Consider the following 25,147-nt stretch of genomic DNA (forward strand, 5'->3'; position numbering starts at 1 on the left):
TTGAGTAAATATATTATGTATATTCAAGGTATTGATTTATTCTAAATTCACAATAAGGTTATGTTAGTTAGTAAAGAAGATTTAAAATCTTTGCAGGTGAGTAATGCTCAATTATGTAAAGAAGTAAAAACATTAAAACACATATTACTTGGAAGATGTCATGTAATAGGTGCTACTAGGCCTGATCATAGTTTACAGGTTAAGATAAGTAATGTCCATCTAGGTGAGCGACCTTTCTCTACGGTAGGTGCTGGAGGTCAAGGTTTTAATGTTCTCTCTAGGGAACAAATTATGGGTATGTGTCCAGTTAGTGAACATGAAATTCCTGATATATTACCTTTTAGTAGTGGAAGAAGTCTTTGGATAGTGAAGAGTAAATTATCACGTGATATGTTAAATAACAATCCAAGATTAAAAGATCTTGTAGGTTTCAATCCACTATCTCCTGAGGTCAAAATATCATTGTACTGTTTAGTTGATCCAGAATATTGTAATGATTTTTTCAGAATTGTAGTTGACAATTCAAGGTGTTTTGGATACGTAGCTATTCCAAATTTTTTGCATATAGTAGACTTAGTGTATGTTAGAGTGCGTGGATTCCTGCAAGATAAGAAGTTTTCTGAGTTATTTGCTTTAAAGGATGTTGCAGGTTTATTAGGAGATTTTTTTGTAAAAGATGATGGACACAGCACAGCAGATACAACACGATGGACAATGGTGAGATCAGTGTCTAGGTATGGTGGTAGTGGTATACCATTTGCTTCTGATCTATCAGTATTCGGGGCAGAAGGTGGAGTATCAGCAAGTGAAGAGCTACCATTAATTGCAGAAGGTGGAGTATCGAGATCTCGAGGAGAAGATAATAAGCAAAAAGTAGGTGCAGTGCTGGATGAATTAAAAAGTCTTGCTTGTTGTTTAGAGAGGAAGATAGCGAGAGATCAGTTCTTATCTTGATATTAGGTAATATATACTTAAATAAGATAATGTTTTGAGTTATAAAGCTAATTCTTCTGGTTATTAATAAGAAACATTTTATTTTTGCTTATCTAGCTGTAGGTACATCTTCTTGAAGGAGAGAAAGTACAACTAAATTATTTACGTTCAGATCTGCAAATAGTTCCTTCCTATTACTGGAAGTTTAATATTTGTAAATGTGATAGTATGATATTAGTTGAAACTGATCAATTAGAATAAATAGATGTAGTGTAGGCATTAGATTCTAAAATAATGTTAAGTGTAGTGATGTAGTAGGTATTCAATATAGAGTTAGTGATCCTAATATAATAGGAAAAATTAAAGTCTTAAGCTGTCATAAATCTTAAATTTGTGTGATTGCTGAAAGGGTTTCTTGAGAATAATCAATGTTCTTGTGGTATACTATTAACAGCACTTGCTCAGTATGTTGATGACGATACGGTTTGTATATTATGTTTTCGGATAAAAAACATGGTATTTTCAGATTATTACTTTAAGAATATGATGCAGAAACATCAGGGTTCAATATGGGAAATAAGTTATTAGATAAATTGAGTATGCATTATTGGAAAATGTAATTTAAAGCTTTGTTTAAGCATAGTACTTCTGTTTACATTAAAATATTTATTTATGTTGGGTTGAAACTAGATAAGAATTATACAATTTTTATTGTATTTGCATAATTGTGATATACTTGATAGGATATTAATTATTTTTTAAATATTTAATATTTTTGATAAATATGTTTTATATATTGGATAAAGTGTTGAGTTATTGTAAATAAAAAGTAAGGTTATGTTAGATTATAGAGATTTACAATGTAGGAGAGAGCACAATAGACAGTTGTGCAATGCTGTAGCTAGTTTACCAGAACTGCATATTGAGAGATGTTATTTAATAGGTGGTACTAGGCTTGATAATATATTCCAGGTTAGAGTAACTAAACATCATCGGCATAAAAAGCCTTTGACTGTAGTAAACGAGGGGCTTGTAAGTGCTGGTGGTGATGGTTTGCCTACTGTAGTTCATGGAGATGAAATTCCTGGGATATTACATCCAACTAATGGACAAACTCTTTGGTTAGTGAAGTGTAAATTATCACGTGAGGTACTACAACAAAATACAATATTGAGAGATCTTGTAGGTGCTGCTATGCTGTTACCTAATCTCAAATTAGCATTGTATTGTTTAGTTGACCCAGGATGTTATCCAGATTTCTTAAAATATGTACGTAGCCAGGTAGGATATTTTCGCTCTGCTACTGTTTCAAATTTTTTTAGTTTTGTGAAACTGATATATGTTAGGGTACGTGGAGTAGGCTATGATCAGGGATTTAGTGAAGCAGAAGCATTAGAAAGTGTTGCACAGCTCACAGCAATTTATTTTATAGAAAATTTAGTAGCCACAACCGATGCAACATCTCCACACGATTTAGTGTGTCTAAGAGAGCAAAATAGTACATTATGTAAAGAGTTAAAGCAGTTACCACATCTGTTGGTTAAGTCATGTCATTTAATAGGTGGTACTAGGGTTGATGGTACTCTCCAGGTTAATATAGCTAGACGTAATGACAGGTGTTTGGTTAAAATAGGAGATGGGGCTATAGTGGCGAATGATCTCTCGCAAGAACAAATTATGGGTATATCTCCAGTTGCTGAATGTCAAATTCCTAGTATATTACATCCAACTAAGGGACAGACTTTTTGGGTAGTGACCTGTAAATTACCACGTAATGTATTACAACAGAATACAGCCTTGAAAAATACTCTAGAGTTCAAGTCTGTTGATTTGTTTAATCCTTCAGTAACCTTGTATTGTTTAGTTAATCCAACACATTATTCAAAGTTCTTAGAGTGTGTATGTAAGAAGACAAAACGTTTTTACTCGACTTCTATTCCAAATTTTTTTGATAGCGCAAGCTTGGTGTATGTTAGGGTACATAGAATAGATGCTGCTACAAAATTTAATGATGTATTCGCATTACAGGATGTTGCACAGTTATCAGCAGATTTCTTTGTAGAATCTTCACGTGGATTACTGGGTTCAAGGAAATGGACGTTAGTAAGATCAAGATCTAGTGGTGATAATATGCCATTAGGTGCGGTTGGTGAAGTATCAGAATCTGAAGATTTGCCATTAGGTGCGGTTGGTGGAGTATCAGAATCTGAAGATTTGCCATTAGGTGCAGTGGGTGGAGTATCAGAATCTGAAGATTTGCCATTAGGTGCAGTGGGTGGAGTATCAGAATCTGAAGATTTACCATTAGGTGCAGTGGGTGGAGTATCAGTAAGATCTACTGTTAGGTGTCGTGAAAGAATGCGTTTAGTAATTGAAGAAAGAACAGGTAGGCGACAAACAGAAATAGTGAGAACAAGGTTACAAAATCTTTCTATTTGTTTGGAACATGCGATAAGGAGAGATGAATATTCGGGATTGAGTAAGTAGTGTATATCTAATAAGGATGGTATTTTTAATTAAAACCGTTATTTTGGAGAATATCTTTTAATAAATGGTGTTAAGATATGTATTGGTAGTTGTTCTTATTTTATATTCAATCTATATTACTGTTAAAGATCATTATAGAAGTTATTAAGGTTGCCATTTGAAGCATTAGATATATTTAGTATACTAATGATTGCTCATAGTTGAACCAGTTTACACTTATGAAAGCATATAGCAGAAGACTATTATGAATTATAACAGTTAAGTATGTTTGATGATGGAAATTGAGGATATATGAAAATATAAGGAAATATCACTATAATCAGTATATATGGAAGTAGTGTTGATGTTAAATATTGGTACATGCTTCTAGAATTCATAAGGGTACAATCTGATACATATTTTAATTTCCTAACTGATATTTTACTAAAAGTGAGATGTAAAGATTATAGTAATGAAAGATCTAGGATTATATAATCTAGTAGTATTAGTTTGTCAGTGATATGGAAGTTTGTATGTATCATTATAGATTAATGGAGTGGTAATTAGCAGGTTTGCTAGTGATGTATTTATAAACATCTTCTGTAGATGTTTTTTTATTTTGTGATGAGTCTTAGTGATTTGTATTAAGTAAGATCAGGTAGTGTATGTAGTGGGTCATATACGACCGGTGATTTTTATTAAGTAAAAGATTTAGGTGATTTGTGAAAACTTTTTATGGTTAAAGTCAATGGAGAGTAGTATTTCTTGTATATCAAGAGATAGAATAGATAAAATAATGTAGGACCTGTATCAGGTGATATAATATCTTAAAATATAGATATGCTAGGAAAGTAATGAACATAATAACCAACTAAATAGTGGAGAATTATAGGTTGATGTTCTTGTATTGTATATAATATGCAGCTTAAGTTTCTAGGTATAAGAAGTAATAGGAAAGTATGTTGTAATAAACAGGTAAATGGTAGAAGCCTTATAAGGTATTTTTCTCCTATATATTGATCTAATATTCTATATTGAACTAGTTAATTAAGTAGTATTGTTATAGTAATGACTTACCAATTAAAGTCGTTGATATTTATTATTCTTAGCTAAGAGAAAATTTTTATATTATTGTCTGGTAGCTATGGGTGGGGTTTTTTATTATATTTTTTATATCAAAATAAGTAGTGTTCTGTATGGAATTGATTATATGCTAATGAATGGGTTGTTATTTGTGTAAAAGTATTTATTTTGTATTGATTAAAAATGACGAATCATTTAAAATTTTTATAGTAAAAGTTGTTATTTAGATAAATATTATAAAAATAATGGTTGTATTATATGTTAGGTAATAATTCATTAGAAGCTAGGAAAAATTACAATAATAGGTTATGTGAAAGGTTATTACGTGATGATATCATTCATGTCAGGGCAGCTTATCCGATAGGTGTTAGTGACCCTACAGATCAGGTTGTGTTAGAGGCGGCTCCTAAAAGTTATAAGGATAGGGAATTAGTTCTTCCAGATGTAGATATAGAGGGCAGTGCAACTTTATTTTTACTGAAGTGTAGATTGCCAGCTGATACAGTACGTGATGATGAAGAATTATGTGATCTTATGGGTAGTGTTCCTGGAGTATTGCATAATTATTATAGTATAGACATGTACTTTTTAACGCAAATATATACTGAAGCATTTGTGGAGCATCTAGCGTGTAATCTATCACGAGGTATTACAAAATTTAAAAGTTTGAAAAATTATGGGGCATGTATATTAGCTAAAGTACATGGTGGACCTTATGCTGATATTTTTTCTGAGGAAAAAGATTTAGAATGTCTTGGTAATCTGAACTTAAGATGTTTACCACGTGAAGATTATAGGAAATATATTAAAGAGCATCAATCAGTAAGTGTAGCCCAGAGTGAAAGTGAAGTTTTTGATCCATATGATGACGTAATGACACAGTTAATGGGTCTTTCTATTGAGCATGTTGAGAGTAATATAAGAGATTATAGAAGATAATGAAACAATATTTATTAGTTTTGTTATCAGTCATAACATATAGCTTAGATATTTGAACAATTTTATGTGGTATCAGCAATAATATGAAGACACAATATGAATCCGTATTTAGCTTCAAGTAATGAATAAAAAAACTAGTATAACATTACTGGAATTTATTGATTGCATTTAAAATTTAAGATATTACCCAATTCTGTAATAATAAGTTCAAAGACATCATTTATATAAATGTAACATAAAATTTAGAATTTTTCGAAGATTTATATTTGTATTGGTTAGTAGATAGTATTTCTTTCTAAATTGAGGTGTTATAATTATGTCTTTAATATTAGAGTTAAGAAGTTTCTGTAATATCTATATATTATAAGGAAAGTGTGTAAATTATGTGGTTGTTTATATGTTAGGTAGTAGAGCTTTAGAAGCGGCAAGAAGTTATAACGTTGCTTTGTGCAGAAGATATCATCTTTAAGATATTAAAGAATTCTGTAATAATAAATTCAAAGACATTATTAATAATAAATTCAAAAACATCATTTATATAAATGTAATATAAAATTTAGAATTTTTCGAAGATTTATATTTGTATTGGTTAGTGGATAGTATTTCTTTCTAAATTGAGGTGTTATAATTATGTCTTTAATATTAGAGTTAAGAAGTTTCTGTAATATCTATATATTATAAGGAAAGTGTGTAAATTATGTGGTTGTTTATATGTTAGGTAGTAGAGCTTTAGAAGCGGCAAGAAGTTATAACGTTGCTTTGTGCAGAAGATATCATCTTTAAGATATTAAAGAATTCTGTAATAATAAATTCAAAAACATCATTTATATAAATGTAATATAAAATTTAGAATTTTTCGAAGATTTATATTTGTATTGGTTAGTGGATAGTATTTCTTTCTAAATTGAGGTGTTATAATTATGTCTTTAATATTAGAGTTAAGAAGTTTCTGTAATATCTATATATTATAAGGAAAGTGTGTAAATTATGTGGTTGTTTATATGTTAGGTAGTAGAGCTTTAGAAGCGGAAAGAAGTTATAACGTTGCTTTGTGCCGAAAGATATCATCTTGTAATGCCGGTTTAAATATAGAGTCAATTTGTATAGTAGGTAATACTGGACCTAGTGGCAAGATGTTACTGCATATTGATGAAGGTAGTAAAAATCAGGATTTGACTGTTTCAAGTACTGGAAATACTTTGTTTTTAGTAAAAGGTAAAATACCAGCTAGTGCGCTAAGACATGATCCAGAATTACGTGCGTTAGTAGGTAGGTGGAATATGGGGCCATTTACTCGTTCTGTAAAATTCCAGTCGTACTTTTTGGTTAATCAATTCAATATTAATAAATTTATGAAGGAAGTACATGCCAGGTTAGCTGGTATGAGAGGTCCCTCTAGAATGCAAAGAATTATTTCTAGGTTAGCTGGTATTAGATGTCTCTTTAGAATGCAAAGAATTACTTATTTTAATCTTAGTAATTATGGGGATTTTGTATTAAGTAGGATACCTGGAGGACCGCGTGATCGGCGATTTAATGCATATGATTATTTGCAAAATTTTTCAAACTTAGAGTTAGAATTTTCAGTAAGCCCAGAAAAATCTGGCGGTTCTTCATGCTGTAGGAGTTGTGTTCCAAAAAGTAAAAGAGTAGCTGAAGAAAGTTTTGTTCCAGAGGTGAATGAGGAGTATGAACTAGAGTGTGCAATGGCATATCAGGAATTCTTACAAAAAAATAAGAGAGCACGAGAAAGAAAAGCAAGAGAAGAGAAATATAGGACAGTGGATGATGGAGTAATGACAGAATTAATGCATCTTTCTATTGAGGGGATTGAGTCAGATATGGGGTTATCTAGAGGGCCTAGAGAATAGCTATTACAATACCTGTTGATTTTATATTTAGTGGTTGTTCTATTTCTACTACGTTAGGTATTGTTTAGCATGAGTATGATATAAAATTGTGGTATAGCATACAAAAGTTGCTGTGTAACTTGGCTTTAAATCAGGTTTTATGTCAAGTGAGTATGTAAAAAAAGCGAATAAATTACGAATTGTGTATCATGTGATAAACTTTTAGGATTATAAAGATCGTAATTGAGTGCTAAAACGGGTATCTATTTTTGGAATTTAGAAAAATATAATAAAAGTGTTGGTGCATATTACTAAACCCATAAATACATGTGATACTTTATGGAAGGAGTCATATGATCTAGTAAGTAGTATTCTTGGACATTTAGTAGTTATCTAAATTGCATATGTACTTTTTAGTTCATATGTATGAATGTTCATCAAAATGTCTTGTGAATTTACTAATAAAGTATTTCAGGTATTGTGTAAATAGGAAGGATTGGTTGTAATAAATTTCAGTAATTATAGAAATTTGTATTAATTAGTGTACGTGGAGACTTTATGGTAAAAATTTAATTTTTAACGGATGTTGTATAGTTAAATGCGGATTTTCTTCTAGTAAAAAGAAGGTTTATTGTTATGTGAAAGAAAACAGGAATTAGAGAAATTGGTAAGCAAGTAGTGATAATTCATTTTTTTAGGTGTAGTGGTAGGATATACTATCGGTAATATGGAGAACAAATACTGAGTAATAAATTATATTGCAGAGGTCGAATTCGTAGAGAAAATAATAGTTCAATATAAAATATTATATAGGTTATGCTGATGATAGAGGCAATAGAACTTTATAAATTTTAGGCTTTTAGGATTGTTTTGTATAAAAATATTAGTACAAGAACTCATAATTGATGATTTTAGAAAATCGTACCTATACCAAGAAATATATTCTTGATATAATATTTTGTATGGATGAAGTATATTATTTATTGATTGAAAAAAAGTTTTTAACAGAAAAAGCTTCTTTACAGTAATTATTATGTCTAATGGTTGATTATGTGTGTGGTTATTAGAATTCTAAGGATATGGAGAGTTATCTCTGCTGAATACAAGTAGTTTTATTTTTATTAAAGGGATAAAATACTACACATTTTCTAGGGATATAATGGATTTAGTAATATATTAGATATAATAATCACAAGGTAGATATATTTAGCTAATAAGTTGGAAGATTTATTAGTGTTTAAAGGTTTTATATTTTACAACAATGTTTATCCAATATGGTGTTTATATTGATTAGCCAAGATATGATTCTCAATTGACAAAAATTTTCTGATTAAGTCAGTAACTATAGATTAGTATAGAAAAATAAGTGAAACAATTACTCATATACATTATGTAATTGTACTCAAGTAATGTGTTTTGATGTAAGTAAGGTGCTTTATCTAAACGAGAAAGATCTTAAAATATACTAAAATAGTAGTAATCTTCAGCTTAATGCCGTACTTTTCGCTTACTTATTGAGATAATTGATGCAAAATATTATGGAAATAATCCTAATACAGAAAGAGGTTATAGTGAAAAGTAGTTTTAATTAGTAGTTAAGATTAAGAGATGTTGTGGATGTAGAACAAATTTTGTATGAAAGAGAATATCGAAAAGGTTTATTAGTTTTATGGTGTGTAGCGGTCAGGTTTTGATTTTAAATAAGCAAAAAAGATACGTGAGTTAAAAAAATATTTTTTAATAATGGTTAGTTTAGTATTTAAATTAGGTTAAATAATACTGTTTATTAAATAATTTCTGATTTTTCAGGTTTCTGTAGTATAAGATAAAGTAGCTATTTTTTTATAATAGTCCGATATAAATTACTGTTTTTTTATTTTATTAAAGAGTTTAAATATTTTTGTTTTGGATAAATAGATACCAATAATTATTAAATCAGTATTTGTTGATTAGTAACATGTATGCTATAAGTTAGTGTGTAGAATTTTAAAATTTAAGAGATATTATGTTGTCACAAGGTGATTATCAGTCGATATGTAATTTAGCAATTATTGCTCATGTTGATCATGGGAAAACAACGCTATTAGATGGTATGTTAAAACAGAGTGGTACGTTTAGGGAGAATCAAGATATAGCTGAAAGGGTAATGGATAATAATGATTTAGAACGTGAACGTGGTATTACCATTTTAGCAAAATGTACGTCTGTTATTTGGCAAGGTAAGAAAATTAATATAATTGATACTCCAGGGCATGCAGATTTTGGTGGAGAAGTAGAAAGAGTATTGTCAATGGCAGATGGAGTTTTACTGCTTGTTGATGCTTCAGAAGGTCCTATGCCTCAGACTAAGTTTGTTTTGTCAAAAGCATTGAAGGCTGGGTTATTACCAATAGTGATTATAAATAAGGTTGACAGACCAGATAGTAGAATAGATGAAGTATTAGATGAAGTGTATGAGCTGTTTATTAATCTAGATGCTACTAATGAACAATTGGATTTTCCAATATTATATGCGTCAGGGAGAAATGGATGGTGTGTTAAAAATTTATCTGATAATAGAGAAAATTTAGTACCATTGTTTGAAGCAATTGTTCAACATGTTAAGCCTGTATCTTATGATGCTGATGCACCATTTAGTATGTTATTGACTTTATTAGAGTCAGATAAATTTTTAGGTAGAATATTAACAGGAAAAATATATACTGGTACAGCACGAGTTAATGACAGTGTTAAAGTCTTAAATTTATCTGGTGAAGTTGTTGAATATGGTAAGCTTACAAAGCTTTTGGCATTTTCAGGGTTAAAGCGTATATCAATTAAGGAAGCAAAAGCTGGGGATATTATTGCTGTAGCAGGTCTTGAGAAGGCTTCTGTATCTGATAGTATTCTTGATAACTCTATTAATTTTCCTATTACATCAACTCCTGTTGATCCTCCGACAATGGCAGTTACTATTGGTGTAAATGATTCACCATTTGCTGGAACAGAAGGAGTAAAATTAACATCAACTGTTATTAAAGCACGACTTATAGCTGAAGCTGAGACAAATGTGGCGATTACAGTTAAAGAAACAGAGCAGGGTGATGCGTATGAAGTTGGGGGAAGAGGAGAACTGCAACTTGGAGTATTAATAGAGACAATGAGAAGAGAAGGTTTTGAATTATCTGTATCTAGACCTCGTGTTTTATTGCAACAGGGTGAAAAAGGACAAGTTTTAGAACCTATAGAAGAAGTTGTTATAGATGTAGATGAAGCATATAGTGGTGTTATTATGGAAAAGTTAAGTTTCCGTAAGGGTGATATGCAAGATTTACGTCCATCTGGAAAGGACAGAGTAAGAATGATATTTTTGGTCCCTTCACGTGGTCTTATAGGCTATCAAGGCGAATTTTTAACGGATTCTCATGGTACTGGAATTATTAACCGATTATTTCATAGTTATGCTCCACATAGAGGTCATATTCCTACTAGAAATAATGGAGTTCTTATTTCTACTGATAAAGGTGATGCAGTAGCTTATGCAATATTTAATTTACAGGATCGTGGTGTTATGTTTATCAAACCTCAAGATAAGGTATATTGCGGTATGATTGTTGGGCTTCATAATCGTGAAAATGATATTGATGTAAATGTGTTAAAAGGTAAACAATTGACTAATATAAGAGCTGCGGGCTCAGATGAGGCAATAAGGTTAGTTCCGCCAAAGATAATGACTTTAGAAGAAATGATAGCATTTATTAATGATGATGAATTAGTTGAATGTACACCTAAGTCTATTCGTTTACGTAAAAAATATTTAGACCCTAATGAACGTAAGCGTGCTTCTCGTGCTAGTAAGAACATAGTTTAGTTTTTTTTAGTTAAATTTTCTTATTAGAGGATCATATGACAGTGATTTTATGGTGCTCAGTTATGAGGATAAAGTTTTTTAACAAAAGTTGAGTTTTTATTAACGAGATATTTTAGTATTCTTTTATCAAGTAAAAAGGTAGAGATTTATAATAACTAATCTTCTATAGAAATATGGGAATATATTTCATGTTGATGGGGGTTTTAGTGTTTATATTGCATGATATTTTTGAGATACAATTACAGATACTAAATGTTATTGGTATACAAATTGAGTATTTAAAACAATTAGATTTTGCAACAGTAAAAGACCTTCAGTATATAGAGAAAGAATTAGTAGATCTGTTAAATTATAAGTGTAATACAATTAAATCTGATATAAGTGTTATATCATCTTGTAATAATCACGATATAATTGAATTGCTAAATAATGTATATTTAAACTATAAAAGAGCTCTAAAGATTAGGAATGATCTGCTTGTTTGATATATGGTGATTAAAAGAATTATGAAGATAAATTACTGAATTTTATAATTTTAATAGATTCTATTTTTTTCAAAACACAAAAACCTTGATTACTGCAGCTATGTAGAGATACGGATTCATTATAAAAATTCTCTGTTAGTAAAACTGACTGTTCTTTTTTATTCTTAAATCAATAGCTTCCTCCCATATTTGTCCATTATGAAGTAACTTACTTTTGTTATACATAAGTTCTTCTCTTGTTTCTGTTGCATATTCAAAATTTGGACCTTCTACTATTGCATCTACAGGACATGCTTCCTGACAAAAACCACAATATATACATTTTGTCATATCTATATCGTAACGTACCGCACGACGACTACCATCATTTCGTTCTTGAGCTTCGATTGTGATTGCTTGAGCTGGGCATATGGCTTCACACAATTTACATGCTATACAACGTTCTTCTCCATTCTTATATTTACGCAATGCATGTTCTCCTCTAAATCTTGTGCTTAAAGGACCTTTTTCTAAAGGATAATTTAATGTTACTTTCGGTTTAAACATGTAACGTAAAGTAATATACATACCCTTACAATTAATGAAAATACTCCGCATCAAGTTTATAATAATCGATAATCTAGGATTTTTTTTCCTGTAAATCATAATAACTCTAATTAATAGTATGCCATATTCTATTTAATCTTATTGTAAAAGGTAGCACAGTATCAGATTTTTTAAATGACAACGCTACTACATGAGCCTTACCTACGATATTTTCAAGAGGTATATATCCAACATCTGTAATAAACCTGCTATCTCGTGAATTGTCTCTGTTATCTCCTAAAACGAAAACATGTCCCTCAGGTACATTATATACAGGAGTATTATCAAGTGGACTGTCTGGAACTTCATCTAACACTTCGTGAGTATTTCCATTATATAAAGTCTCCAAATAGCGAGTAATTACCTTTCCATCATCATCAATAAAGTCGTCTAATTTTTCATACTTCATTTTTTGCCCATTAATGTATAGAAAGCCATTAATAATCTGTATTTTGTCACCAGGTACCCCAATAACTCTTTTTATATAATGAAGATTTGATTCCTTAGGTGGACGAAATACAACAACATCACCAGCTTTTGGTAATCTAGAAAAAACACGACCTTTTATTATTGGTGGTGAAAAGGGAATAGAATGTTTGCTATAGCCATAACTATACTTACTGATAAATATATAATCACCCACTAACAACGTACTTTTCATTGAGCCAGAGGGTATGTGAAACGGCTCAAATAAAAAGACCCGCAACAATAAGGCTACAACTAAGGCGAGAAATATAGTTGAAGAAAACTTTATAAAAGAATAACTTTTTTTCAAATTTATACCATTACTTATATAGAAAAGCTATTACCGCATCCACATTTAGATTTTACAATTGGATTATTTACTATAAATCTTGATCCATTGATATCTTCAATATAATCTATTATAGAGTGCTTTAGAAGATCATTGGATGCTTTGTCTATCAATAATAGGGGCTTTCCTGTTTCTTCATCAAAAACAGTAAATTTTGCGCTACTTCCTCCCTCTAACTCATCTTCATCATCATATTCTTCGTCGTCTTCATCAAGAAAATCATAATCATCATCTTCGTCTTCGTCATCTTCATCATTAGCAAGGAATGTATTTATGTTACCAATGTTAAAATTATATTGAAACCCTGAACATCCACCACCAGAAACAGATAAACATAAAAGAGAACCTGCATCTTCTTCTTGATTGATTAAATGCTTAATTTTATTAACAGCATTTTCTGTAAGGGTTAAGTCTGCACTCTTTAAGTTTGACATATATACAATACCGAATTAAAAATTAACAAGCGAATATATCATATATTTTTTTTGTGTCAAATTATAACTATGTTAGATTTAGTAAAATATGCATGTAATCCTACTGAGACAAAAGGTAGAATATTTCATGAAGAGGAAGACCAATATTGTAGCTGTTATCAAAGGGATCATAACCGTATTATATATTCAGGTGCATTTCGTAAATTACAGTATAAAACACAGGTATTTATTAATTATGAAAATGATTATTATAGAACACGATTAACTCATAGTCTTGAAGTTGCTCAAATAGCAAGATTATTGAGTAGAAAATTAAGGTTTAATGAAGATTTGACAGAGGCTATATCTTTAGCACATGACCTAGGTCATCCTCCATTTGGACATGCAGGAGAAGATGCTTTGAATGAAATGGCTATGCATCATTTAGGATTTGATCATAATATTCAGGCTTTGAGAATATTAACATTGTTAGAAAAAAGATATATAAAATTTGATGGTATGAACCTTACTTGGGAAACATTAGAAGGGGTAGCTAAGCATAACGGTCCTATTACAGGGAAAAATAGAGTCAATTCAAGTAAGAAAATACATAAACTTATGTTAGATTATGATTCGTATTATAAGTTAGATCTTAATAATTACTCTAGTGCTGAAGCACAAATTGCAGCTATTTCTGATGATATAGCTTATAACATGCATGATATTGATGATGGAATAAGGGCAAAGATTTTAGTTATAGAGGAATTATTGGAATTGCCATTAATTGGGGGAGTATTAAAGAAAGTTATAGATGATAATTTTGGATTAAATGTATCTGATAATCGAATTATACATGAATTTTTAAGAAAGACTGTTGATATTATGATAGCAGATATAGTATCTCAAGTTATAAGTAATATTAAGGAGTATGATATATCTTCTCAAGATGATATTAGGAAATTAGGTAAGGCACTTGTTCATTTTTCTGAAGAGATGAATCAATATAAAACAGGTTTACAGAATTTTCTCAGAACAAAATTGTACAATTATTATAAAGTAAAAAGAGTAAAAAATAAGGTAAAACGTATAATAAGGGAGTTATTTCAAGTTTTTTATGATGACCCACAGATTTTACCTTCTGATTGGGCTATGAAGGCAATGGATTCGAATTTAATGGATCGATCAATTGTAATTTGTGATTTTATTTCAGGAATGACTGATCGTTTTGCTATTCAAGAACATAGAAAAATTTTTGATTCAACCTACGAAATGTTGGCATTTTAATAAGCATTGACCATAGTCTGTACATCATAACAGACTATATTAATTATTTTTTTAAATATTATTGATAACTTAATAGGTACAGTGTGCATGTTTTATCGAGCCACTTTAGTATGTGCAATTTATTATAAACATTTTTATTTGTAGTATTTGCATTAATGATCCAAGTATTTATTGTAGGAAATTTTTATGACAGATCCAAAAAAGGATGATTTACAACAAAATCAAAAAGATCCTGATGTGCAGGGTAATGATCCTCAACCTGGTGAGCAAGATCAGCAACTTACTATTGAAGGGCAAGAACAACAGCCGTATGTACAGGAAGAGCATGAAGGTGCTACTGGACATGATATATATGCTTCACCTTTACCTAAAAGTCAGAGACCTGCTACTCCTCAAGTGTTAGAAGAACCTTCGTCTATTGAAGAAGAAGAAACTCCTCCTCCACTTCCGCCAAGGGAAGGTATCAGTGATGTTGCTCAAGAATTGGAAGAGGAGATATATCAGAGTGTATCGCCAGAATCTGAAGAAGAGGAGATATATCAGAGTGTATCGCCAGAATCTGAAGATGGTTTTAATGTAGTTAATCGATATAACGGACCTAGTATAAGTAGCAGAAATTTGATAGATGAGCCATATCATGATAGTGATGGCAATGATATGATGGAATTTGAGGATAATAGGAATTGGGAATCTGTTAGAAATGCAGTTGTACGTGATGAAGAAGTAGATTCTGATTTGTTAGTAACTTCAGGATTAATGCGGAAGATTTGTGATAAAATAGTGAAATCTAAGGGAAATTTATCTGAGGAGGAAGTAAAGAATATTGTTCGTGTTTTAGAGACTAATGATCAAGGAGTAGCTGAGGATATTGTAAATCCAATGCAGGCTGATGTTGAAGGTAATCCTGTTAGAGAAGCTAGGGGTATAATGACATTACTGCATTTGGCTTATGCGTATAATCTTGATCAAAAGATAGTTTCAGCCATAGAAAATACGAAAGATTCAGCAGGATTTTCTGGACGTGATGCTTATAACATTCAAGATTCTGAAGGTAATTTACCATTACACCTTGCTGCTCGAAATTGTAGTGGTCAAATGCTAAATCGTTGTATATCTAATACAAGACCTGATATTTTGAATCTGCGGAATTTTGGCAATCAAACTCCTATGCACATTATGTGTCAAAATCCTGCTTGTTCTATAGAAAATATGGAAATTGCTAAGGAACATAATGTGGATTTTACTGCACTAGATGGTAGGGGCAGATTACCTCTACATTATGCTGCTGCACATTTTAAGCCTGAAGTGCTATCATATGCGTTAAAGAGCACAAAGATCTCGTTTGGTCCTGAAACTGCTGTAGTTAATACGCAGGATCAATATGGATGTACTCCACTTCATTGTGCTGTAATAGGGAATAATGCACAGGTACTGCCTTTAATGTTATTACAAAATGGAATTGATGCTTGTGCACGTGATGTAAATGGAGATATGGCTATACATCATGCTGTTAGGGATAGTGATGTTGATACAGTAAAGGCTTTATGTTTATCTAAAGTGATTGCTAATAAAGGTCCTGGTAGTGTTGCTGAATCATTATTATCAGATGACTTACACGGTAATACACCTTTGCATATTGCTTGTAGTCGACCTAATGTTAAAGTATTTAATATAATTAAAAATAGTATACGAAGGCACCATGGGCCTGATGTTTTGCGTGAATCTTTATTGCAAGGAGGGGCTGGAAGTAGAGGATTAGATTTATCTGATTTTACTTCAGAAAAAGGAGCATTAGACAGATTTGGCCCATTATTTAATCGTATGCGATTTGGAAATTTCGTTCTCTCTCCAGTGCATTGTGCTATTCAACATAATAATCGATCAGTGCTTAATGCAATTTTTAAGCATTCACCAGATCTCGTGAAACAAGAATCTTCTACTGGAGTAAATAGCTGTCATTTGGCTATGTTATTTGGTAATGCCAAAACTGCAAAATTTATTGTTAACAATGCTTCAAAGGAAGAAGTTAATGCTCAGGGTGCTAAGGTACCTACTCCATTACATTTAGCATGTATCCGTGGTAATAACAGTGTAATACAAGTGTTGGTATCTCATAAGGATTTGGATATTAATCAATGTATGGGACCAGATCAGAATACTGTATTACATTATGCGATTAATAAAGGTGAAAATACACTTCTCAAAAAAGTATTAGCTCATCCTAATATTGATGTGAATGTTAAAAATGCTGCTGGTAGAACAGCTTTACATGAAGCTTTGGACTTAGGAGATCTAAAAGTTGTAAAAGCGTTATGTGTAGCTGGTGCAGATGCTAGTATTGCAGATAGTCAAGGTAAATCTGCACTGTCTTCTGCAATATTTTCAGGACAGAAAGAAGCTAACGTTATTAAGACAATTAAGCTTTTGGTTGTTCATGGTGCAACAATTGGTTCAAGTGAAGATAAGAATAAACTTTTGGAGCAATGTGTATACTGTGGATATAACAAATTATCAAGTATGTTAATGAATTATAGAGGTGTACCAACTTCTCCGGACAGTGATAGTTATCCATTATCCGCTGCTGTAATATGTAATAATAAGACAGCTGCTGGGTTATTGATTCGTAATGGTGGAGATGTTAATCAAAGAGTACCTAATCCAAGTAGTATGCATTTTGGAAATAGTTTATTGATGGTTGCAGTGGATAATTCCAACATTGAGATGGTAAAGTTACTAGTACAGAAGAACTGTGATACTAGTATAGTTGGAGCTAATGGAAACACAGTAGGTCATATGCTTGCTGAGAATCAAGATATGAAGTTTGCTGGCAAAGCTTTGAAAGTCATACTGTCTAAGGATGCTAAGGTTATGTTGTCAAAGCAAGATAATCTTGGTAATACACCCATACATTCGGCTATTCAGTCACATAATTTGAAGATGGCAGCTGATATGATGCGTGCTGTTCCTAAAGGCAATCTATCAAAGATTATAAGTACGCAAAATGGTGAAGGAAACACATTATTACATATGGCTGCTAAATCTGGTGATCTTGGTCTATTTAAATTGGTGATAAGTAGCTTAGATAAAAGGCAACTTGCAGCTGTAGCATGTGTACCAAATGAGAACGGGGATACCCCATTGCATTTAGCAATGCAGCATGGTAATCCTGAATATGCAGCAGCAATATTGAAAGGTTGTAGAAAAGAAGATTTACCTGGTTTAGTGACACCAAAAGATGCCACAGGTAATACATTACTACATTTAGTTTGTAAAGCAAATGGTAACCGTCATTTTATTAATTATGTAATGAAATTCCTTACTGACAACTTAGATAAAGAAGTGTTAAAAGGGCTTGTTAATGATCGAAATCTAGAAAATAAGACTCCTATGCATTGTGCTGCGTCACAAGGTAATAAATATGCTTCACGACTTTTTCCATTGTGTAATACCAATACATTAACAACGCCTGATGCAGATGGTAATTTAGTATCAGGTTGTATTAGTGATGGAAGTAGTTTGAAAAAAGGTACAGGCTTATTTGGGCTAAAGCCTTCTTTGTTTAAAAAAATATTAAAAGCTGAAGCAGATGCTAAAGCTGGATTACATGCAGCTTCGTGTGAAGTTTTACCTAGTGTTGATGAGTCACCAGTAGAAGGGAAGGAAAATGATGGTGTTGAAATATTGACAGATACTGATCATAGTGAATCATTAACAGCAGATCAAGAACCAGAGGAATATGGATATGGATTCAATATGTCATCAAGGTTATCAGCTTCTCAAAGTTCATCTATATCAAGTTTGGTATCTTCTGGCAAAGTATCTTCAGCTTCTGCAGAGCCACCTTTAGCAAGTCATCGCTCTTCTTTTAGTTCTTTTGGCAAGGGATCTTCTTCTGATGTTACACCATCTGGTCAACATGGAACACAAGAAAGTCAGCAACCATTAACTATGGAAATAGAGAATATTGTTGGTGACCTGGAGATGTTAAGTGAGGAAATAGATGCTATTGTTCAGGATATGCAGTCTATGACTGTTGCATCTTCTGCAGATGTAGATATTCAGTCAGTAGGTTCTCCTACCACAGGTCAAAGTGCTACTGCTAAAAAAAGTTCTTGCCATGGTAAGTAATTTAGTGTAATAAACGTCTAGGTCTTAAAAACTTATGGTCCTATTAGTAATAGTGCGGGGTAGAGCAGTCTGGTTAGCTCGACAGGCTCATAACCTGTAGGTCGTTGGTTCAAATCCGTCCCCCGCAACTTTTTTATGAAGATTGGAGCTAAGTAGTGTGTTTTCATTATTAAAGTTATATTATTGTATTGGTGGTTTTTATGGGAGATAGTAGCCATAAGCAGGGGTTATTTAATGAAAAAGTGATTCATCGATTGCAGATGTCATATATTGTATTGTCAGTCTTGTATTTAGCATTATTGACTAGTGCATTTTTTATTGTTTTATATGGACCTAGCAATATAAAGTTTTTAGGGGGTTATTTATTCTTAACAGTTGCAGCACTGTCATTTATCTCACAGTTTATTAATATTACATGTAATATAGTTAATATAATTAATATAAAGCGTGAATTGCGAAACAAGTTGAAACAAATTAAAGGTTCTAGGGATGATGCGCTTGTATTATCTGCTAAAAAGCAGCTAATAGTAGCATTGGGTTTTATTGGTGAGTCTATGGGATTTTGTTGTATAGCTTCTGTACTGCTGATCTTAGGAGCTCACTTAATGCCTGTTGATTCCGTAGCTTTGCCTATGCGTCTTTTTAATATTTTTGCGTCATCATTCTCTTTAATATATGGATCTGTACTTTTAATAAGAAGTATTCAAGGCAATGCTGCATCAAAAGAATCTAGTAGCATGAAGGTAAAATTACATGCTAAGTGGGTACTATTGAATAGTATATTCTTTCTTTCATTGGGAATTTATAATATTTTATATGAAACGGCATTATATGAAGTTTTAGATTTTTATTCTAATCATAGTCTTGCTATGCTTTTAAAAGCTACTGTCTTTATTGGATATGCAGTTGTTTTAACATCTATCTTCTGTTCACAAATTTTTATGTCGCATCATGCTGTAGAGACTGAACACAGTGGTGTAGGAGGGAAAACAAGTGAAGTATCAGAAGAAAAAGCAAAATTAATTATTAATGAAGCAGGAGACGGAGACTCAGGTGTAAAGTTAGATTCTGTTGTTGATGTTAGAAAAGCTCAGTCGTGTTGTTATCGGTAAAATTTTTGTGTGCACACACACCATTTTTACATTTGATGGATCAAATGAATAAATATGTGATGAGAGCTATAGTAGCTGCAATAATTGTATAGATATTGTATAAAATATGGTTTTCTTTATTAAAGTTTTTATTTCTGCCAAATTTACTAATCCAGGAATTGTTGATGTAATAGACAAAAACATTACTGGTAGCTAATGAGCTTAAGTAAATTAATAAAAATATCCCCAAACACTTTAGCAAATTCCACTATCCATAATTGATTCATATAAACTGAATACATAATATATATTGATGATGATTGAATAAAAAATGAAGAAATTAGCAATAAAAAAATTAATAACAGTGATCTATAATAATTACAACATCTTCATCTAATGTTAGATTTATATATTCAAACATTAAGTGTTGTAGTAAAAGTGATATAAATTAATGTATAGTTGTATTAATACTTAAAATAAATGCTGTTATTTATAAAGTTCAGTATTAAAAATAAATATCAATTATTTCTTAATCTTAGAGAACTTATTTTAATAAACCCCTCTGCATCTGCGTGATTGTAATTCTCTGATGCGTCAAAGCTTGCTAGATCATGTGAATATAAACTGTTGTGAGATTTTCGTCCCACGATCATAACAGAGCCTTTGTATAATTTTAAGCGTACAACTCCGTTTACTTTTTCTTGTGACTTATCGATGAGTGCTTGTAACATTTGTCTTTCAGTAGTCCACCAATAACCATTGTATATTAGTTTGGCATATTTTGGCATTATTTCATCTTTAAGGTGCGCTGCTTCTCTATCTAAAGTTATGCTTTCTATAGCACGGTGTGCATGTAAAAGTATTGTTCCTCCAGGAGTTTCATATACTCCTCGTGATTTTATGCCTACATAGCGATTTTCTACTATGTCTATAATTCCTATACCATGTTTACCACCTATTGTATTCAATTGTTTTAATAAATTTGCAGGTGAAAGAGGTACGTTATTTATTGCATATGGATCCCCTTTTTCAAAGGCAATTTCTATATATTCTGGAGTATCACTAGCTGATTCTGGAATTACTGATTTGGAGAGCATTGTATAATCAGGTTCGACATATGGATCTTCTAAAGATTTTCCTTCATATGAAGTATGCAATAAGTTTGCATCTATAGAATATGGTGGTTCACTTGCTTTATCCAAAGGAACATCTATATTGTGCTTTTTTGCATATTCTATTAAGCTGTTTCTTGAAGTTAATTTCCACTGACGCCAAGGTGCTATTACCTTTATATTTGGGTTACAAGAATAGTACCCAAATTCGAATCTAATCTGATCATTTCCTTTTCCAGTTGCTCCATGTGCTACAGCATCTGCTCCTGTGAGGTGAGCTATTTCAATTTGACGTTTAGCTATTAGTGGCCTTGCTATAGATGTGCCAAGCAAATAATATCCTTCATATACAGCATTTGCTCTAAACATGGGAAATACAAAATCTTTTACAAATTCTTCTTTTAAGTCTTCTATGAAAATTTCTTTGACGTTTAATGAAATTGCCTTTTGTCTTATAGCGGACATATCATCATTTTGTCCTAAATCTGCAGTAAATACCACTATTTCACAATTGTATTCTTCTTGAAGCCATCTTAATATAACTGAGGTATCTAACCCTCCTGAGTAAGCTAATACTATTTTTTTCATTAGATAATAAATAATAATTACGTAAAGCTTAAATTTTATTCTATTTTTATTAGAATGACAAGTGATTATTGATGTTTTAATGATTGAAAATTTAATCTTCTCGAAGTAAGTTGAGATGTTAATAAAATTACAATGCAAATAATAATTTATATTATATTATACATAACTTATATTGGTAAAATTATATACTGTATTCATGAAAATTATCTTGTATCTAAAAATTATACTTTTGGTATTAATTTGTTCAAAATGCAATGAAGTGTTTGCAAAAGATATACTAAATAACTCTATTGGCAATTTTTATATTGGTGGGTCTTATGGGTATGATAAGAAAATACTAGAGTTTAAAACTGGAAATGGATATTTAGATTTTGATTTTAGTGTAAATAATGTAGTAGGTTATAATGTTGACCTGTTATTAGGTTATATATGTCCTAGTGCTTCTTTAAATAATTTTAGGACTGATTTAGAATTTGTGTATATGACTAAGAAAAAAATACTTAATGAACAAAAGATAGCTAATAAAGATAATGAAGAACCTTTAGAAAAGAAAATGTTATATTGGAATAGCAATAATTATAAAATTTTCTTTAATCTGTACTATGATGTTGGTAATTTTTTTAGTGTAAGGGACCTTACGTTTTTCTTTGGATCAGGTATTGATATCCATTATCTTATCGGTTGGCTTTCAAAAAATAGTGAATCTCTAGATCTTAAAAACAAATTAATGATACAAAATATGATTGGTATAAAATATCAATTATTACGTAATATTGCTATTTATAGTGGTTATAGATGTTTTATTGGTTATGCAAAAACCCAGAGATGATGTTAATTTGAAACATTGTTGTATTTTAGGATCTTATGGTCTTATATTTGGTTTAGAATTTATTTTTTAATGCTATATATTAATTATTATTTATAATATATTGATTTTTAGTTATAAATTTTTTGCTTATTATTGTGTGAATTATAGAAGTGGTTTTTCTAAAAAATTTGTTATTATATGTTTCATGATTAAAAACGTGTTGTTAATTGTACATGAGTATGCATTAATCTAATTCTTAAATATGTTATTTATCTTATTGATAATATATTAATATACAAGTAATTTATAGTTAAAAATGATGCAAGATAGTAATATCTCAATAAGGTAATGTAAAAATTATTGACTTATATTGATTGTATTAGATGATTTATCCTAATAATTTTTATGTTGACTTCATAGTAGAGATTTGTATATCAACTATATAGTTAATATTTTTACTTTTTATGAAAAATTATATATATGCCATTATATGTTTTACAGTTATTACATTTAGTTTTGATGCTATAGCTAATCATTTTTATTTAAAAGGAGGTTATAATTTTTTGGGGGATTATTCTGATAGTTTTAAATCAGAATATATAGATTATCAGCATTTTAATATAGATATTAGTACTGCGCTTGGGTATAAATTGGATAATAATTTTTTTTATGAATTTAAAATAAGGTATACAAATATAAAACCTGCAATACATAAATTAATGGATTTTGAAAAGATGGATTTGATTGATATATTGCAAAGGATTATTGGTAAAAAACTCTATACATCAAAGATAGAAAATGTATTTGAAATTAATAGTGTTACTACTCTTGTTAATTCTGGGTATGATTATGTTATTAATAATAAATTGACGGCATACTTAAGTTGTGGAATTGGTATTGCTGGTTTATTGAATTATCAGGGATTTAGAAGTCATATTTTTACTCATTATGGTGTGAGCGTGCAGAGTGAGGTTGGATTGTGTTATGTTGATAAAAAAAAAGTGAGTTTATGTGTAGGATATAGCTATTTGAGGAATTATTGGAAATATGATACAAATAAAATCTATGATGAAGATGGAAATACTGTAATGTATCATTTTCAGGATTTTCAATTAAATTCTCATGTTGTATTTGCTGATTTTAAAGTTATGTTATAATACTGGTTTAAGCTCTACTATGCTTGAGGCATGTAGTAATTGTTTAATGAGGTTTATTTGATAAAAATATCGATGCTATTGTGATGAATTTTAGAATTTATCAATAGTATATAATACTATATTTAATTTTTTAGAAATGAAATTTTGCTGATTTTTTTAATAATTTTCTTGCATTGTGTGGTTATACTTTATATAACTTGGAAAATATAAAAATGTTAGCTTGGTAGTGTATAATGGTCAAGAGTCTTTCAAATAATCTATCTGGATTTCTTCTTTCTCCGCTTGCTCCTACTAATTTTCCTGTTATGCCTAAAATTAATGGAATAGAGTTGTATTCTTTTGCTTGTGGTATTAGAGGAACTTTAGATAAGCTTGATCTTTTAATAGTAAAAATGCCAGTTAACACTACTGTGGGTGGTGTTTTTACAACTTCTTATACAGCAAGTAGCAATGTTGAACATTGTAAGAAAATACTTCCTTATGGTAAAGCAAGAGTTTTAATTGTAAATTCTGGTAATGCTAATGTCGCAGTAGGTGTTGGAGGATATAAAGTTGTTGAAGAAGTTACAAGATTATGTGCAGAAAGGTTTGGTTGTTCTACTCAAGAAGTCTATTTCTGCTCTACAGGAGTTATAGGCGTTCCCTTGCCGATTGATAAAATTAAATCTGTTATACTAGATCCTATATGGAGTAATGCTAAAAACTCCTGGGAAGATGCTGCTAATAGTATTACTACAACTGATACTTTTATAAAGATGGTAACAAGAGAAGTATTAATTTGTGGTGAGAAAGTTACGATTAATGGAATATGTAAGGGTTCAGGTATGATTGCGCCTAATATGGCGACAATGTTAGCATATGTTTTTACTGATGCTAATATCAAATCAGATGTATTGCAAAAATTATTAAAAGAATATGTTGATGTATCTTTTAATAATATTACTGTTGATGGTGATACTTCTACTAGTGATTCAGTTTTGATATTTGCTACAAATCTTGCTAAACATAAACAGGTATGCTCTGCTGATGATCAAGTCATTGATGATTTTAAAATTGCTTTAAAAGATATGCTAGTGGAAATGGCACATTTGATTATCAGAGATGGAGAAGGAGTGGAAAAATTTATTACAATTAATATTAAAAATGCTGTGTCATTGAATTCTGCTAGAAAATTAGGGTTTTCGGTAGCGAATTCCTTACTTGTAAAGACTGCTATAGCAGGTGGAGATGCTAATTGGGGTAGGATAGTTATGGCTATAGGTAAAGCTGGAGAGCCATTTAATAAGAATGAGATTTCGTTGAAAATAGGGGATAATGTTGTATTAGTAAATGGTGAAATTAGTCCTACCTATAATAAAGTTGCTGTTAATCAATATGTAAAAGATGAGCAGAATATTTATATTGAAGTTGATATTAATACTGGTAATTTTGATGCAACTATATGGACTTGTGATTTAACCCATAGATTTGTTGATATTAATAGCAAATATTTGACTTAATGATTATTGTTAATTTTAGAAATTATTAATGAATTTAAAAATAGCTACGTGGAATGTTAATT

The 25,147-nt window shown here is 30.7% G+C and carries 16 protein-coding genes, 1 tRNA gene and 1 pseudogene; 13 read left to right on the top strand and 5 right to left on the bottom strand.

Translation table 11 applies throughout. From position 1 onward, the window contains the following. Positions 1-60 precede the first annotated feature (60 nt). The 6 genes from MR76_RS01775 to MR76_RS01800 all read left to right on the top strand — a co-directional run bounded on the left by MR76_RS01775 (position 61) and on the right by MR76_RS01800 (position 11,606). A complete protein-coding gene (locus MR76_RS01775; protein ID WP_024071994.1) occupies positions 61-954 on the top strand; it encodes a DUF3023 domain-containing protein in 894 nt (297 codons plus the stop codon). A gap of 816 nt (positions 955-1,770) precedes the next feature. Further along, positions 1,771-3,420, top strand: coding sequence for a DUF3023 domain-containing protein (locus MR76_RS01780; protein ID WP_024071996.1), 1,650 nt, complete (start codon positions 1,771-1,773; stop codon positions 3,418-3,420). A 1,320-nt stretch (positions 3,421-4,740) separates the two neighbouring features. Next, positions 4,741-5,421, top strand: coding sequence for a DUF3023 domain-containing protein (locus MR76_RS01785; RefSeq protein WP_024071997.1), 681 nt, complete (start codon positions 4,741-4,743; stop codon positions 5,419-5,421). Between the two features lie 1,001 nt (positions 5,422-6,422). Beyond that, complete coding sequence (locus tag MR76_RS01790) at positions 6,423-7,292, top strand: DUF3023 domain-containing protein (protein WP_024071998.1); 870 nt, start codon at positions 6,423-6,425, stop codon at positions 7,290-7,292. 1,984 nt (positions 7,293-9,276) lie between these two features. After that, entirely contained in the window at positions 9,277-11,121 is a 1,845-nt protein-coding gene (gene typA / locus MR76_RS01795) for a translational GTPase TypA (protein WP_024071999.1), read from the top strand. A 173-nt stretch (positions 11,122-11,294) separates the two neighbouring features. Beyond that, positions 11,295-11,606 (top strand): hypothetical protein, encoded by a 312-nt coding sequence (locus MR76_RS01800; RefSeq protein WP_235111308.1) that lies wholly within the window; start codon positions 11,295-11,297, stop codon positions 11,604-11,606. Between the two features lie 135 nt (positions 11,607-11,741). Here MR76_RS01800 and nuoI read toward each other — a convergent pair whose 3' ends face one another. From nuoI to MR76_RS01815, 3 genes are read right to left on the bottom strand one after another with little or no spacing between them, the layout of a single operon-like run. Next, positions 11,742-12,251 (bottom strand): NADH-quinone oxidoreductase subunit NuoI, encoded by a 510-nt coding sequence (gene nuoI / locus MR76_RS01805; protein WP_024072001.1) that lies wholly within the window; start codon positions 12,249-12,251, stop codon positions 11,742-11,744. A 7-nt stretch (positions 12,252-12,258) separates the two neighbouring features. Next, positions 12,259-12,966 carry a signal peptidase I gene (lepB, locus tag MR76_RS01810; RefSeq protein ID WP_024072002.1) on the bottom strand — a complete coding sequence of 236 codons (708 nt, stop codon included), beginning with the start codon at positions 12,964-12,966 and terminating at the stop codon, positions 12,259-12,261. A 14-nt stretch (positions 12,967-12,980) separates the two neighbouring features. Beyond that, a complete protein-coding gene (locus tag MR76_RS01815) occupies positions 12,981-13,439 on the bottom strand; it encodes a HesB/IscA family protein (protein WP_024072003.1) in 459 nt (152 codons plus the stop codon). 69 nt (positions 13,440-13,508) lie between these two features. Between MR76_RS01815 and MR76_RS01820 the strand changes: the two genes are divergently transcribed. The 4 genes from MR76_RS01820 to MR76_RS01835 all read left to right on the top strand — a co-directional run bounded on the left by MR76_RS01820 (position 13,509) and on the right by MR76_RS01835 (position 19,942). After that, positions 13,509-14,702 (top strand): deoxyguanosinetriphosphate triphosphohydrolase, encoded by a 1,194-nt coding sequence (locus tag MR76_RS01820; protein WP_024072004.1) that lies wholly within the window; start codon positions 13,509-13,511, stop codon positions 14,700-14,702. Between the two features lie 186 nt (positions 14,703-14,888). Next, entirely contained in the window at positions 14,889-18,830 is a 3,942-nt protein-coding gene (locus tag MR76_RS01825) for an ankyrin repeat domain-containing protein (protein ID WP_024072005.1), read from the top strand. A gap of 53 nt (positions 18,831-18,883) precedes the next feature. Further along, positions 18,884-18,958: transfer RNA gene (locus MR76_RS01830), tRNA-Met, on the top strand. Positions 18,959-19,030: 72 nt separating this feature from the next. After that, positions 19,031-19,942, top strand: a complete 912-nt coding sequence (locus tag MR76_RS01835) for a hypothetical protein (RefSeq protein ID WP_024072006.1) — start codon at positions 19,031-19,033, stop codon at positions 19,940-19,942. A 43-nt stretch (positions 19,943-19,985) separates the two neighbouring features. Here MR76_RS01835 and MR76_RS05020 read toward each other — a convergent pair. Both MR76_RS05020 and MR76_RS01840 read right to left on the bottom strand, forming a co-directional pair. Next, positions 19,986-20,223 (bottom strand): annotated as a pseudogene (locus MR76_RS05020) (cation:dicarboxylate symporter family transporter); the annotation flags it as partial. Positions 20,224-20,439: 216 nt separating this feature from the next. Beyond that, positions 20,440-21,621, bottom strand: a complete 1,182-nt coding sequence (locus tag MR76_RS01840) for an argininosuccinate synthase (RefSeq protein ID WP_024072007.1) — start codon at positions 21,619-21,621, stop codon at positions 20,440-20,442. Positions 21,622-21,817: 196 nt separating this feature from the next. Here MR76_RS01840 and MR76_RS01845 point away from each other — a divergent pair, with 196 nt between their 5' ends. From MR76_RS01845 to argJ, 3 genes are all read left to right on the top strand, one after another. Continuing rightward, positions 21,818-22,450: a hypothetical protein gene (locus MR76_RS01845; RefSeq protein ID WP_235111311.1), complete on the top strand. Its 633-nt coding sequence runs from the start codon at positions 21,818-21,820 to the stop codon at positions 22,448-22,450. 443 nt (positions 22,451-22,893) lie between these two features. After that, positions 22,894-23,586, top strand: coding sequence for a hypothetical protein (locus tag MR76_RS01850; protein ID WP_024072008.1), 693 nt, complete (start codon positions 22,894-22,896; stop codon positions 23,584-23,586). A 233-nt stretch (positions 23,587-23,819) separates the two neighbouring features. After that, positions 23,820-25,085, top strand: a complete 1,266-nt coding sequence (gene argJ, locus MR76_RS01855; RefSeq protein ID WP_024072009.1) for a bifunctional glutamate N-acetyltransferase/amino-acid acetyltransferase ArgJ — start codon at positions 23,820-23,822, stop codon at positions 25,083-25,085. The last annotated feature ends 62 nt before the right edge of the window (positions 25,086-25,147 follow it).

It is taken from the genome of Ehrlichia muris AS145 (assembly GCF_000508225.1).
Taxonomy (GTDB): Bacteria; Pseudomonadota; Alphaproteobacteria; order Rickettsiales; family Anaplasmataceae; genus Ehrlichia; species Ehrlichia muris.